We start from the raw sequence: 14,015 nt of genomic DNA, 5'->3' as shown, positions 1-14,015 counted from the left end.
AAACTCATTTAAATCACTTTGCTATTAAGTACAAATTGATTCTTAGAGCGAACCAGATTGCTTGGCAGGAGCTTAAAAATATGGCAGCTTAAAATTGACCGTGCGTAACATGAGTTATTAATAGGGCAGGAGCTAATCGAATTGGATGTCGTATTTACCGTATACAGTACCCCAGCATGATTAGGATTACCATTTTGTGCTCTTAAAACATTAATACTAACCGCTGTTGCTGGGTAATTAGAAGGGGTAGAAACACTACATCCACTCCACGAGTTGCTACCTGTACCAGTTTGAGCAGTAGTACAATAAGTTAAGGTCCCATTATTATTGGCAAGCCATCCCATACCATTTAAAGCAGCCAGTCCTGTTGGACTGCTTGCATTACTATTTGAAATAGCTGTTCCAGTAAAAGGGGGTTGGCTTGAGCCCGTAGTGTCGATTACGACTAAGGGGTTACTTCCACCCGCATTGCTTATGGAGAGTAACAATCCGCTCCAAATCATAGCGGTGGGATTGTTCAGTGGCGTACCTTGCACTGCGACTCCACTGCCTGTACATGAAGCTAGTCCTCCACTAATACTGTCTGAGGAACAATTACTAATTGAATTATTTCCAGCATTCAAGATCCATGTCTGATCGCAAGTATTGCCTACGGGTGGCGTAGTAAAGGTACTTATGACCCCTCCAGTTTGTAAGGCTACTCCTTGAGCGCTAGTAATATTGGCAGGGGTAGGAATGATGATTTGGTAACTGTTGTTAGCCGTCAGTGGTGCGCTGGTGCTAAAAGTGACTGTCTTGTTGGCGTTGCTATAAATTGGATTAGTCAAGGTAATATAGGTCAGTGTGTTTTGATCATACAATTGAAAATTAGCTGGAATCAAGGTATTGGTTTTCATTGGTATACTAAAAGTAATACCTATATTAGTTGAAGTAGGAACATTTGAACTACCATTCGTTGGGTTGGTAGCATTCACAGTAGGGATAACCGCAACCTTCAGAGTTGCTTTATTACTGGTAATTGATTTTAAGCTTGCCGAGATGCTCACTGTCCCCGTACTTACTCCTGTAGCTAAACCGCCCGTCGCGATGGTAGCAATATTATTATTGGAAGAGGACCAAATAACAGAGGAGCTTATATCGGCTGTTTTTCCATTAGAATAGCTGCCTATCGCCGCATATTGTTGTGTACTCCCAGGAATTATAGTGGTTGAGGTAGGAGTAATAGCAATCGATAAAAGCACCGATTTTGAGTTTTCGGTTACATTTAGCGGAAAATTAGTTCCTGCACAGCACGTTACACATCCCCCTAAACAAATAAAAAGGTGATGATTAGGATTAGGATCTTTACTATTCACCGCTCCGGTTATATTTAATTCTAAAGTACAATTTCCTCCCGAAGCTAGAGCAAAGCTCGCTCCACAAAGGTTGGTAATTTTACTATCACTTTTTACTTGCGACACATTAAGTGGGAGGGCTTTTACATAATTACCGCTATGAAACCGTCCAGTAGTATTGGTAACTGTATAATATGCTTTTACGCTACTACCGGGAGTAATTGAGGTGGGTAGGGGCGTCTGAGGAACAATTTTAAATACATTAGCATGGCTTATGACGCTTAATACCAAAAGAAAAAATGGCATTACCCATTTGAATTTTTTATTCATCCTTGTGTTCCTTAATTTATCGATGGTATAAAAGTTATTTGAGCAAAAATTTGATTTGCATACAAATTTGATTGCCGCAAAGTGCTGTTAGTAGGAAGGTTATTGATTTGCGCCTCTCCTGTACGGACAGTACCCAGATCAGTGAAACGATAACCCATACCCAGACGAACCGATTGATTTAAGGACAGGTCAAATCCAGTACTTAATGCATAAGTAAAATTAGTTTGGGTATGAGAAGGGAAATAGGGAGTAAAAGCATAAAAAGAAGGCACACTGGTTTGATAGTCAGAGACTTTATTAAAAGCAAGTCCTATCCCTAAGGTTATAAAAGGTTGAAAATATTTTTGCCTAGTCCAATACCATTTCCCTTCGGCTAATAATTGTTGGCTTTGTATTTTATACCGGTAATTATACATATCGGAGGATAAAGAATCAGCTCCTTGGATTAACATCCCTTGGGCTCTGAGCGAAGTAGGGTGAAAATAACTCAATCCTGCAGTTAGGGTTCCATTGGGCAACTTTTAATTTTCGATCCTAAAAAGCCACCCCATAGCATGTGAGTCGTATTCGATTGATTGGGGTTATAATAGTACCTGCAAAGATCGATGGGTTGGAGTAATTGAGATTGCGCAAAATGTGAAATGGAAGCGCCTGCTATAATTGTTAAAATAGGTTGCACATCGGATAAAAATTTGAGTGATGTGGATTGAGTAGCTGTACTCCTTAATTGATTCTCTCCCTGAGGCGCGGCAAACAAGGGCTGCATACCAAAGAGTAAGATAAAAAACGAAGTGTGATAATTAGTTAGTCCCTTAATCATGTATTTTTAACTCCAAATGAATTTATAACACTGGTTGATTAAATAATTTAAATACTAAACTGGCCCAATCATTTCCCTTTTCTATGTTGTACTTTTTTGTCGTAAATAACAATTGTTATTTCTTAAAGGCTCGCATAGATCATTTCTTATTTTTTAATTTTCCTATCGGGGTTTAATTTTGGTTATTAAAGTTCTTTTTGCAGATGGATAAAAATTTAGCGCTTCTATAGTGGGGATAGTTTATGGTTTTGTCAAATAAATAAAAAAATACTGAATTCATTTGGGTGCTTAAGTGTCATTATGCGACCAAAACGAATTCAGCGTGGGTAGATTAGTGCTACTTCTAGTTATTGTAATTATTTAAAAAACTTAGCAAATAAATAACCTATACCTGAGGCAATTAGGACTGAGGTTAGAGGTTGTCTACGAATTGACATCGCTAGATTATCGATAGAGCCTTCAAGATAGCCTTCTGCTTGATATAATTTATCTTTTCCAGTTTCGTAGAGATCAGACGCTGTGTTGGTAATTTGTTCTGCTAATTCCTCTGCACTGGGTTTCGTTTCATAATACGCATTGGAAGCTTTGGTTTTTGCAGTATCGTATAAAACATTGGCTTTATCTTTAATCTGTTTTGCGTTTTCATTAAAATCGGCCATGATTGTTCTCCCTTTTATCCTTACTTTATGAAGTAGGGCATGAGTTAAATGGTGTAGATTACAAAAACTAGAGAAAGATAAAATTGCTTAGCTAATCTTTCCTAATGTAAAGGACTATATTAAGACGCAGTATTGGTGCGATTTTGATTTCTTGACTTCTCAGTTAGAGATACAAGTACTAGGTAATCTACTCTTAGTTAATTATAGACAACTTTTTGCTGCTGTGGGCAAATTTAGGGCTAATGCCGTATAAGCTTTGGATTTGATGAGAACAAGATTGAAAAGGCTTAAGTCGAAGCGGTGCATAAAAGAGCACGCAAGCGTTGGGCATCTTTAGGCGCATTAGCTTTTTCATCGTTATCAAAATAACAATAAATGGCTTTGCCATCCTTGTGCCAATTAACTAATTTTTTTGCATATTCTTCCAAGGTCGATTCTTCATAGGCTCCTTGATAAGCTGTGGCATTTGGCCCATGCATTCGTATATAAATAAAATCACCTGTAACGACTTCGGGAGAACGAAACAACTTATGATCATAAAAACAGAGTGCTGCTGAATATTGATGCAATAATTCATAGAGCTCTTCACAAAACCAACTTTTATGCCTAAATTCGAAAGTATATAAATATTTTTCCGGCAATTGTTTGATAAATTGCTTCAAGCGTTCAATGTCTTTGGCCCAATAAGGGGGAAATTGGAAGAGTATAGGGCCAAGTTTCTCCTCAAAATGACTAAAAGCATGAAGTAATCGTTCTAAGGTTTCGCTGGTATCCTCTAATTTTTTAAAATGGGTAATGTAGCGGTTTGCTTTGCAAGAAAAGATAAAGTTATCCGGAGTGATGTCTTTCCATCGGGTTATATTTTTGGTAGAGGGTATTTGATAAAAGCTATTATTTAATTCGACACTATCTAAGTGATTTGCATAATAAGGCAAAATAAGAGTAGATTTTATTTTTTCCGGATAAAAATTTCCTAACCATCCCGCATAACTCCACCCTGATGTCCCTATATTAAAAGTATTTTTTTTCATGGCTGCTTGTTTTAATCAATTTATTTAAATATAGGCTCCTTTTTCAAATAATTTAATTAAGGTTAATAGTAGCGACAAGAAAATAGTCGTCTGGCTGCTCTGTTTAGTTAGACGACTAATTCAGGTAAACCATCCCATTATTGCTTTGCTTATATTTGCTTATAAATGAGTTAAAAATGGCGTTAAATTAGGTTTTTGATTCAAGCGATATTGATAGACCACCGCAAAAGCCATAACATTTTTTAAATAATTACGGGTTTCTTGCCAAGGTAAGGTTTCAATCCATAAATCAATTTCTTTCGGCGGATGATTTTTTAACCAATATACTACTTGTCGGGGACCAGCATTATAGGCTGCAGCAACGAGAACGGGATGATTACTAAAACGTTTAGTTAATTGCTGTAAATAGGCGATACCAATGTTAATGTTCTTTTGAGAAAGAAAGAGTTGATCTTGATTTGAATAGGGGATCTTGCTCATTTTAGAGACTACACTTGCTGTACGCGGCATGACCTGCATCAAGCCACGAGCCCCCGCAAAGGAGACAACATCCTCTCTAAAACCACTTTCTTGTCGGATAATGGCATAAACAAATTCAGGTGGTATATTATACTGTTTGGCATACATTTTTACCGCATTTTGATAGGCAAGTGGAAAACGTAAACTCAATTGGTTATTTAATTTCTCATTATTGCTTAAATAAACCGACTTGCCGTGCCATTGTAAGCTGGAATCAACCCAATATACTAAAGCGCTGGCATCCTCCTTGGGTAATTCACTAATAAAATCATTTAATAAGCGAGAGGCTTGTGTATCTTGTTTCGCTGCATGGAAGGCTTTAATTTGATCAATGATGGGTTGATAGGGTTTTAAGGTATTTAAATCGGTAGTGACTCCTTCATTTTCAAAACTAGGTTTTTGGTTTAAACGTAAACTCGCTAAGAAACCATAATATTGCCGACTTTTGGCAAGAGGGGCATAAATTGCTTGGGCTTCTTCTTTTTTTCCTTGGGCTTCTAAAGCGCGCGCCAGCCAATATTGCCAGCACGGTAGATCCTTATTTTTAGAATTATTAATTAATTGTTCAACACGCTGCCAATGACCTAATTTTAAGGCAAAACGAATTTGCCAATCGACGAGCACATCATTGTAATATTGAGGTTTAATTTTATTAAACCAACTTAAGGTGTCTTCACTATTGCGCATAGCTTTATAGAGGGCAACATGGGCAAGAAAGGCTTGCTGATGTGCTTCATTCATAATGAGCTTAGATTTGGGCAGGTTCCAAATTTTTAGCGCTTGATCCATGTTTAACGAGACCAAACGTTTTAACCCATAGAGGTATAAATTACTATTAAACTCACTGGGCTCTAAGGTGGTAATAAGCATAGGCCGCTGATGGATGGCGGATAATTGATCGGCCTCTTTGGGATGAGGGATTTTATAATGTTTTAACAGATAACGCGCAAGACTTATATTGCGTTTATCTAGGGCAAGCGTAATTCGTTGAGTAATAAGGTTTTGATCGAATTTATCGTTTTTTAATAAAAGATCAAATAAGGTATTACAGGCTTGAGGACGGGATTCACCGATGAGCCAAATGGGGGCAGAATCTTTAAGAACTTGCTCTTCATGGCCTAAATTATAGCGCGCAATTTGATTATAACAAACAAGATTAATATCGGATGTGGGTTGATAATAGTCTACATAGCGTTGCCAGTCTTTGGTACGTGCTAACTCGTAAAGCCATTTATCACGTAATTTATTCGCCAAAGGGCTACTTTCTTTAACAAATTCTAAAAAGGCAGGGGAGGGTACTAAGGGTAATTGTTGGTACCAAGCGGTGAAGGTATTAAAGCGATCCATATAGGCTTGGCCAGATAAAGAAAAACTAGCCATGGACCAAAATAACCCACACATTAAGATGATGAACTTTTTCATAATACCTCTGTTATAAGGATATCGGTTAGCCTTGCGGAACACGTGCTAATTGCACCCGCATTTTACTAATAGTGTCTTGGTAATCTGAACTATTGAATACCGCTGAACCGGCTACAAACTGACTTGCTCCTGCTTGAGCTAAACGCGCAATATTTTCAATAGAAACGCCTCCATCAATACAAATATTTAAATGCGGATAAAGAGTTTTAATGTGTTTAATTTTATTAATGACTGATGGTATTAATTTTTGTCCACCAAATCCTGGATTAACGGTCATTACCAAGACAAAACTTAAATGATGAATACACCAGGTTAAGGAGTCAATAGAACTGGCTGGGTTTAAGGCTAAGCCAGCTTCGCAGCCTAAATCTTTAATTAATTGCAGACTGCGGTCTAAGTGTATGGTGGCATCAGGATGAATAGATATTCGTTTTGCTCCAGCTCGAGCAAAGGCCTCAATGAGGGCATCAACGGGTTGAACCATTAAATGGACATCGATTAGAATTGTGGGCCTGCGTTTAACCAAAGCCTCGCAGAATAAAGGACCAAAGGTTAGATTGGGCACATAATGATTATCCATCACATCGAAATGAATGTAATCGGCACCTGCCTGGATAACAGCGTCTACCTCATCCCCAAGACGAGTCACATCAGCAGACAATAGAGAAGGTAAAATGAGGTAATTCATGAGTGTTTATTCAAAATTTTAATTAGCACTATAATAAGCTGTTCAGAAAAAACATTCCATAGAGTTTATTGTTTAAGTCTATTACTATGAGGTCATTTTATAAATGAAGGAGCATTCATGTTGACTTTAGAACAAGCAAATCAAATGATCGCTGCAGTGTTTTTGGAAGGACAACGGCAGCGATTTAAACCGCTAACGGCGGCTGTTCTTGATGTGGGTGGACATTTAAAAGCGTTTCAAAAGCAAGATGGGGCTAGTTTATTACGGGCCGACATTGCCCTAGGTAAGGCATGGGGTGCTCTAGGTCTAGGTGAACATTCGCGTACCATTCAAAAAATGGCTGAAGAGAGGCCACTTTTTATTACTTCTTTGATGAATGCTGCTCAGGGAAGGTTGATCCCTGTAGCTGGCGGTGTATTAATTGCCAATGGGCAAGGTGAGCTCATTGGGGCTATTGGGGTTACAGGCGATAGTTCCGAGCATGATGAGCAATGTGCCTTAGCAGGCATCATGGCGGTAGGATTAAAACCATTTGAGAGGAGTTAATGGCTGCTCTTGAGCTGAAGCGTGGTTTTATGGTAAAATTTTTGTCTATTTCTATGCTTGTAATTCAAAAAAATTACCTCAGCTAGTAGATAAAATGAAGCCTAATTATGTTTTTTAGGGGAGTATTTATGAGTCAAAACTGGCCGACCAGAGAAAAAGATTTGCAAACTGCTCGCGTTATAATGGAAGAATATGCAAGTGAGCGGGATAGTACTTCATTAGGTTTATTTGAAATTGTAGTAGACCAAATGGAAAAAAGAATGAATTTTCGTTTATCCGGTTGGGTACTTATTTTGGCTAAACATTTTGTTTCTACCTACGGGGCAACGCAAGGCGATTTTGTTACACGGCAAGTTATAAGCCGCTGTATCACCCAAGATGCTACTTTGCATTAAGAATGTATTGAGTACAAGTAGGTCGAGACAAGGGCTGCAGCTCTTGATTCTTTCTATCTCAGGGGATAAAAGCATTTCTACTCTGTAGGCTTTAAAAGGTCTCAAGGAAACGTTGATAATTTTGCTTGTAATCAGGTGAATTTTGATATTGGATAACCGCTTGATTAATGATAGGTATCAGATCTTTATCTTGATCACTAATTACTATTCCGATACCAAAACCATAGACATAAGGCTCGCCAATGACTTTAAATGCCCCTGAGGAATTAGCTGCCCAATATAATGCGGTAGGATTGTCTAATAAAATATAATCTACATCTTTATTGGTTAAGGCTTTCAACACATCCTGATACCCTACATAGGTTTTAATGATTGGGTTTGTTACTCCAATATGAGAGGCTTGGTCTTCATAAATAGTCCCTTTATAGACCCCAATTTTTTTTCCATCTAAGGATGAAAGGGTGAATGGATTGGCTACAGGGGTGTCACTATTGGTTAGGAAACGTGAATAACTTAAGCCATAAGGTAGGCTAAAGTTCATTTGTTTGGCTCGCTCTGGAGTAATGGTGATTGAGCTAACCACTAAATCTACTTGATTATTCATGACCGCTGGTAATAAATCGAGCCATTTAATCGGTTGAAACTTACATGTTCTTTGGATAATTTTGCAGATAGAATTCATCATGCTAATGTCATAACCATATAATTCGCCATTACCCCCCTGCATGACGAATGGAGGGACAAAACTATCTACCCCAATAATGAGTGGTTTTAAGGTGGGGTTTGTTTGACCGGGCATTAGGGTTACGGTTCCTGTGGGCGTAACAAATTGTGAAGGTTGGTTGTTTGGTTGAGCCCATGAGCTAACAGCATATAAAGCGAAAAGCGCCCACAATAGAACCTGTATACGATTTAAGCAGCCCATAGAGATTCGCAAAATTAAGTTAAGAGAATAATAGAGTATCATTAGAAGTATAGTAGAACAAAAAAATTAATAAAAATAGTTAGTTGCTATTAACAGGGATTTTCTATCTACGATGACAACACCACAATTTATTAACCCTGAGCTTTTATCGGCAAAAAAATGGTTGATTGATAAATACACGGGTAGTTTAACCCACCCTTTAAAGGAAGCTGCTGCCTTACTACTTTTAGTCAGTGATTATGCTGGGAAACAGGTATCCACATTAATCGCTCTTTTAGAGGATAGGAAGCTTAATCAAGTATTAAGCAGAGAAGATTACTTTTCTGAGATCAATCAAATCAATTTAGAACAAACCCAAACCATGTACGCTTCGATGTTACGGCAACATCGCCATCGTTATTTACTACAATTATTACTGCTTGAATATGCAGGCCTAATAGATACAGAACAAGCTATGCGAGCGTGGTCTCATTGTGCCGATGCGCTTATTCTCCACTGCTTAAACTATTGTCAAAAGAAACTCAGTGAACGTTATGGCAGTCCGCGTGATGAACAAGGTGAATTGGTTTCTTTGTATACTTTAGCAATGGGTAAACTGGGGGGGCAAGAACTGAATTACTCTTCAGATGTTGACCTTATTTTTGCCTTTTCAAAAGCTGGGCATACTGATGGAGCAGAGACGCTTAGTAACCAAGAATATTTTGTCAAAGTCATTCAACTGTTTATGCAGATTTTGCAAACTATTACCGCAGAAGGGTTCGTCTTTCGGGTGGATTTACGTTTAAGGCCTAACGGTGACAGTGGATCTTTAGTTCTTAGTCTTGCGGCAATGGAAACTTATTATCAAGAACAAGGACGTGATTGGGAACGTTATGCCATGGTGAAAGCCCGAATAATTGAGGAGTCTTTAGAGGCTAAATCCTTATGGTTTGAGCAATTAATTACTCCCTTTGTCTATCGTCGTTATGTAGATTTTAGCGTTATTGAATCCTTGCGTAGTATGAAAGCGATGATAGAGCGCGAAGTACAATTAAATCCTCGTTTAGATGATATGAAACGTGGACAAGGGGGCATTAGAGAGGTTGAGTTTATTATTCAATCGATTCAACTGATTCGGGGTGGACGCCTACCTCAATTACGCAGTCAAAATGCCTTAGTAGCACTTGCTGCCTTAAAAAAAGAGCAATTATTGCCTCGCTGTGACGTTTTAAGACAAGCTTATTTATACTTAAGAAAATTAGAAAATATTGTGCAGAGTTTAAACGATCAACAAATACATTCTTTGCCTGTGGACGCCTTAAAGCAAAGTCAGGTTTGCTTGGCAATGAAGGAAGAGAGTTGGGATAGTTTAGTGGCAAAACTACATCAATACCAAAGAATTATAAGTCATTCGTTTCGGACTATTTTAGGAAAAGTAGAGGATTATGAGGATGCGCAGCGTCTATTGGCTCACCAAATAACTAGCCTATGGCATGGCCAAGTAGAGCAGGGCATGGCTATTAATTTATTAACTAGTTTAGGGTTTGTAAATGCTGAATATTGTTATCAAATGCTTTATAACTTTAGACACGGTTCAAAATGCCGGCGATTGTCCCAAGCGGCCCGATTAAGGCTTGATCGCTTTATGGTGTTATTACTAACTCAACTAAACCAGTATAAAAATACAGATACCGTTTTATTACAAGTAATTCATTTACTCGAGAATATCGTGGGCAGAAGCGCCTATTTAGCCTTGTTAACAGAAAACATGCAAGCATTGCAAGAATTGTTATTTTGGTTTTCTCATAGCCCCTTTATTAGTTCTTTAGTGGCAAGCCATCCTTTTTTACTGGAAGTCTTATTGGAGCCCAAAGAATATTGGCGTCCAAATTCCCGACAAGATTTAGAAAAAAAATTAGGAGAGCAGTTAAAACATCTTATTGATGTAGAGAGTAAGGCGGAGCTATTACGCCAATTTAAATTAACTCATTGGTTAATGGCGGCGCGTTCTGAGCTCTATGATTTAAGCAGCTCAGTTCGGATTGGTAAATTTTTAGCAGACTTAGCCGAAGTTATTGTAAAGCAGGTATTTGAACTTGCAAGTACGCAATTGGAAGAACGTTATCCTGGAATTAAATGCATAAAATCTCGTTTCGCGATTATCGCCTATGGAAAATTAGGTAGCCGAGAAATGAACTATTCCTCGGACTTAGATTTAGTCTTTTTATACACAGCAGAGCCCTCCGAAGAGTCCTTAGTTATCCGTTTAACTCAAAAAATAGTCCATATGCTTACTACTCGTTCCCAAGCAGGAGTATTGTTTTCGGTTGATACTCGACTTAGACCTTCAGGCTCATCAGGCTTACTGGTGAGTCGCTTGCAAGCCTTCATTGACTATCAAAAAAATCAGGCCTGGACTTGGGAGCATCAGGCTTTACTGAAGGCACGGGTGCTTTATGGCGATGTGGCATTAAAACGGCAATTTTCCTTGTTAAAAAAACAAATCTTAAGCTTAGAGCGAGATCCGAGGGTGCTTCGTCAGGATGTCCGTGAGATGCGCGCAAAAATCGATCAACATCAAGCTCGAGATCCCATCAAACACTTGCCCGGGGGCTTACTCGATTTAGAGTTTCTCATCCAATATTTGGTTTTATACACTCGGGAAAAACATTTGGCTTCCTACACCCATCCGTTAAGCCAGCTAAAACAACTATTAAAACTTAAGGTGGTAAGCAAAAATGATTATTGGCTACTTTATAAAGCCTATCAACAATGCCATCACTTATTACATCGACAGACTATTTGTTTTGAAACAGGAACAGATAAATTACTTTTAGCTCAGCAAATAAAAAGGCTTTGTGAACGCTTGTATAAAAAATATTAGCTATGTACTTCACTTATCTGTTGATTTCGTTATCTCTTGTCTTTATCAAACTGGGGTAAAAGCCTAACGCAGGGAGAGATGTAGTTTGTTACCCCTTAGAGAAAACCTTGGTTGCACTTACTCTTCATTAGGTCTAGGCTAATAGTTATAAAAAAGTCTTCATCATTTGAATTCGATGTTGATAAGAACACTTTTTGCATCAACTTCTTTTATTTCTTAAGATAAAACTAGGGAACTGTTTACATCAACAACCTCAGGCTTAGGGAAGAAAAAATATAATATTCAAAGGATATTTGATATTACCGCACTGAGTAAGGGACGAACTATGACTTTATCAAATTCCGTATTTTTAATAGACTCTTGGATAAAATCTTGCCAACAACTTTATTTCGTGGTGGATAAAGAATGGGAAATAGAAGAGGTTAATTCGCCTTCTTTTTTAACCCATTCTATTTTAGGAAAACCGCTCGTTTTTCTTTGGAATTCGCAGCCTAATGATTTCTATACTCAAGTATGCGATGGGATTCACCAGGTTTTCAAAAACGGTAGGCCAAAAACAATAGCCTTGGAATTAGGTTGCTTGCCTTTTTATAGTCCTCAAAAACACTATTGGCAATGTAATTTTTACCCTATTTTTGCTGATTCACAAGTGCACACTGTTTTGGTCAAATTAGAAGACATATCCAATTTAATTAACCTAACTTGCGATTCTTCCACTGAAGAACGCTTAAGCCAAGCATCAAAAGAGGAAGACCGAGACGTTTTTCAGCAATTTAAATTAGCTGAGAAGCCATTTCGCTTGTTAGTTGAAAATATTAAAGATTATGCCATTTTCATGTTGGATACCCGGGGCTATATCCTTACGTGGAATAAGGGGGCGCAAGCGATTAAGCAATACAAAGCTCATGAGATAATTGGCAAACATTTTTCTATTTTTTATACCCAGGAGGCGAGGGACAGAAATCATCCCCAAGAGGAGTTAGAGCATGCGATGAAAAATGGTCGTTATGAAGAAGAGGGATGGCGGGTAAAAAAAGATGGCTCATTATTTTGGGCTAATGTAGTGATAACAGCTATCTATAATGAGTGGGGCGAATTAATTGGTTTTGGGAAGGTAACGCGCGATCTTAGTGAGCGAAAAAAAATAGAAGATTTAAAAAATGAATTTATTTCAGTGGTTAGTCATGAATTAAGAACACCGTTGACCTCAATTAGGGGGTCTCTAAGTTTATTACGGGAAAGTGAATTAGCCCATACAGAAAAGAATAGAAATTTATTGAATATTGCCCATATAAATTGCGAACGTTTAACCCGTTTAATTAACGATGTCTTAGATATGGAAAAAATCCAAGATGGTCATATGGTGTTTAATTTTGAGGAATTGAATGTAAAAACCTTAATAGAAGAGGCTGTGCACTTAAATAAATTATTTGCAAAAAAATATGGTGTTCATCTGGTCTGCACGTCTTTAGTTGATGCCTATGTTTATGCTGATGCAGACCGCTTAATTCAAGTTTTAACCAATTTATTTTCCAATGCCATCAAATTCTCTCCTATGGGGGCAAAGGTCAATATAAGCATGAAATTAAATAAAAAATGGGTATCAGTTTCTATCACTGATTATGGACCGGGTATTCCAGAGCATGTCAAACAAAAAATTTTTCAACGATTTTTCCAAGTTGATTCCTCGATTGCCCGTAAAAAAGACGGTACAGGATTAGGGTTGTCAATAAGCAAATCAATCATAGAACACCATCATGGTGTATTAAATTATCGCTCTGTAGTTAACAAATGCACCACCTTTTATTTTCGTCTCCCCCTTATCAAAATTAAGAAAAAATAGCGAAGGGTTAATGGATCTTTAAAAAGAATAAAAGTTTGTGCTAATTTTATCTGTAGATTCATAATTAAAGGGGCTTTATTAGGGCTAAAATTTTATGAACGAATTAAATAAGATTGCCTATGTTGAAGATGATGCAGACCTTCGTTTTTTAGTGCAACTAACGTTAGAAGAAAAGGGAGGTTTTACTCTTAAAACCTTTGCCAATGGTCAGGATTTTTTAGCTGAAGTAGACGCTTTTCAACCGCAATTAATTTTATTAGATGTAAGTATGCCTAAAGTTGATGGTGTTTCGCTCTTCCTCGAATTAAAGAAAAATTCTCTCTTGGAGGGGGTTCCAGTGATTTTTTTTACTGCCCAGCTCAGTCAATCTGATTTAACTTTCTATAATGCTTTGGGAGTTAATAAGGTCATCGCCAAACCTTATAATCCCATTAATTTAATCCAGCTGCTAAGTGCTTTCTGGAAAAAATATCAAGCAAATTTGCCTAACTAACAAAAGGTCAGCGGTATGACTTATAGACTCATGTTACGCACATAAACTTGTAGTTTGACTAAAAAGCATTAGAATTCCGCCCTTAATTTTAGGGAGGGAATTAAATGGATATGCTTGATCTTTATAGTGATTATTTGATTTTCCAAA

12 protein-coding genes are annotated in these 14,015 nt (G+C 37.7%); 5 read left to right on the top strand and 7 right to left on the bottom strand.

The genetic code is table 11. The features are described 5' to 3' along the window. Positions 1–8: 8 nt before the first annotated feature. The 6 genes from ELY15_RS09355 to rpe all read right to left on the bottom strand — a co-directional run bounded on the left by ELY15_RS09355 (position 9) and on the right by rpe (position 6,803). Entirely contained in the window at positions 9–1,664 is a 1,656-nt protein-coding gene (locus ELY15_RS09355; protein WP_127099405.1) for an Ig-like domain-containing protein, read from the bottom strand. An 11-nt stretch (positions 1,665–1,675) separates the two neighbouring features. Beyond that, positions 1,676–2,155 carry an outer membrane protein gene (locus ELY15_RS09350; RefSeq protein WP_127099404.1) on the bottom strand — a complete coding sequence of 160 codons (480 nt, stop codon included), beginning with the start codon at positions 2,153–2,155 and terminating at the stop codon, positions 1,676–1,678. Between the two features lie 685 nt (positions 2,156–2,840). After that, positions 2,841–3,143 carry a hypothetical protein gene (locus ELY15_RS09345; RefSeq protein WP_127099403.1) on the bottom strand — a complete coding sequence of 101 codons (303 nt, stop codon included), beginning with the start codon at positions 3,141–3,143 and terminating at the stop codon, positions 2,841–2,843. A gap of 287 nt (positions 3,144–3,430) precedes the next feature. Then, positions 3,431–4,174, bottom strand: coding sequence for a DUF72 domain-containing protein (locus ELY15_RS09340; protein ID WP_127099402.1), 744 nt, complete (start codon positions 4,172–4,174; stop codon positions 3,431–3,433). Between the two features lie 159 nt (positions 4,175–4,333). Further along, positions 4,334–6,115 carry a transglycosylase SLT domain-containing protein gene (locus ELY15_RS09335; RefSeq protein ID WP_127099401.1) on the bottom strand — a complete coding sequence of 594 codons (1,782 nt, stop codon included), beginning with the start codon at positions 6,113–6,115 and terminating at the stop codon, positions 4,334–4,336. A 25-nt stretch (positions 6,116–6,140) separates the two neighbouring features. Next, on the bottom strand, positions 6,141–6,803 hold the full coding sequence (gene rpe / locus ELY15_RS09330) for a ribulose-phosphate 3-epimerase (RefSeq protein ID WP_127099400.1): 663 nt from the start codon (positions 6,801–6,803) through the stop codon (positions 6,141–6,143). Between the two features lie 117 nt (positions 6,804–6,920). Here rpe and ELY15_RS09325 point away from each other — a divergent pair, with 117 nt between their 5' ends. Continuing rightward, a complete protein-coding gene (locus tag ELY15_RS09325; RefSeq protein WP_127099399.1) occupies positions 6,921–7,349 on the top strand; it encodes a heme-binding protein in 429 nt (142 codons plus the stop codon). A gap of 128 nt (positions 7,350–7,477) precedes the next feature. After that, a complete protein-coding gene (locus ELY15_RS09320; RefSeq protein ID WP_127099398.1) occupies positions 7,478–7,744 on the top strand; it encodes a hypothetical protein in 267 nt (88 codons plus the stop codon). A 91-nt stretch (positions 7,745–7,835) separates the two neighbouring features. Here the strand turns inward: ELY15_RS09320 and ELY15_RS09315 are convergent, their stop codons facing one another. Then, complete coding sequence (locus ELY15_RS09315; protein ID WP_233586598.1) at positions 7,836–8,669, bottom strand: transporter substrate-binding domain-containing protein; 834 nt, start codon at positions 8,667–8,669, stop codon at positions 7,836–7,838. Positions 8,670–8,781: 112 nt separating this feature from the next. Here ELY15_RS09315 and glnE point away from each other — a divergent pair, with 112 nt between their 5' ends. The 3 genes from glnE to ELY15_RS09300 all read left to right on the top strand — a co-directional run bounded on the left by glnE (position 8,782) and on the right by ELY15_RS09300 (position 13,868). Next, positions 8,782–11,532, top strand: a complete 2,751-nt coding sequence (gene glnE / locus ELY15_RS09310) for a bifunctional [glutamate--ammonia ligase]-adenylyl-L-tyrosine phosphorylase/[glutamate--ammonia-ligase] adenylyltransferase (protein ID WP_127099397.1) — start codon at positions 8,782–8,784, stop codon at positions 11,530–11,532. Between the two features lie 325 nt (positions 11,533–11,857). After that, positions 11,858–13,375 carry a PAS domain-containing sensor histidine kinase gene (locus tag ELY15_RS09305; RefSeq protein WP_127099396.1) on the top strand — a complete coding sequence of 506 codons (1,518 nt, stop codon included), beginning with the start codon at positions 11,858–11,860 and terminating at the stop codon, positions 13,373–13,375. Between the two features lie 94 nt (positions 13,376–13,469). Then, on the top strand, positions 13,470–13,868 hold the full coding sequence (locus tag ELY15_RS09300) for a response regulator (protein WP_127099395.1): 399 nt from the start codon (positions 13,470–13,472) through the stop codon (positions 13,866–13,868). Positions 13,869–14,015: the final 147 nt, after the last annotated feature.

The sequence above is a fragment of the Legionella sp. km772 genome, from assembly GCF_003989735.1.
Lineage (GTDB): Bacteria > Pseudomonadota > Gammaproteobacteria > Legionellales > Legionellaceae > Legionella.
This window is presented reverse-complemented; position numbering and strand designations above follow the sequence as displayed.

Bases quoted from the DNA above. Each gene is read 5' to 3' on its own strand.
- ELY15_RS09355 (WP_127099405.1), bottom strand. From the start codon at position 1,664: ATGAATAAAAAATTCAAATGGGTAATGCCATTTTTTCTTTTGGTATTA.
- ELY15_RS09345 (WP_127099403.1), bottom strand. From the start codon at position 3,143: ATGGCCGATTTTAATGAAAACGCAAAACAGATTAAAGATAAAGCCAAT.
- ELY15_RS09340 (WP_127099402.1), bottom strand. From the start codon at position 4,174: ATGAAAAAAAATACTTTTAATATAGGGACATCAGGGTGGAGTTATGCG.
- ELY15_RS09335 (WP_127099401.1), bottom strand. From the start codon at position 6,115: ATGAAAAAGTTCATCATCTTAATGTGTGGGTTATTTTGGTCCATGGCT.
- rpe (WP_127099400.1), bottom strand. From the start codon at position 6,803: ATGAATTACCTCATTTTACCTTCTCTATTGTCTGCTGATGTGACTCGT.
- ELY15_RS09325 (WP_127099399.1), top strand. From the start codon at position 6,921: ATGTTGACTTTAGAACAAGCAAATCAAATGATCGCTGCAGTGTTTTTG.
- ELY15_RS09320 (WP_127099398.1), top strand. From the start codon at position 7,478: ATGAGTCAAAACTGGCCGACCAGAGAAAAAGATTTGCAAACTGCTCGC.
- ELY15_RS09315 (WP_233586598.1), bottom strand. From the start codon at position 8,669: ATGGGCTGCTTAAATCGTATACAGGTTCTATTGTGGGCGCTTTTCGCT.
- glnE (WP_127099397.1), top strand. From the start codon at position 8,782: ATGACAACACCACAATTTATTAACCCTGAGCTTTTATCGGCAAAAAAA.
- ELY15_RS09305 (WP_127099396.1), top strand. From the start codon at position 11,858: ATGACTTTATCAAATTCCGTATTTTTAATAGACTCTTGGATAAAATCT.
- ELY15_RS09300 (WP_127099395.1), top strand. From the start codon at position 13,470: ATGAACGAATTAAATAAGATTGCCTATGTTGAAGATGATGCAGACCTT.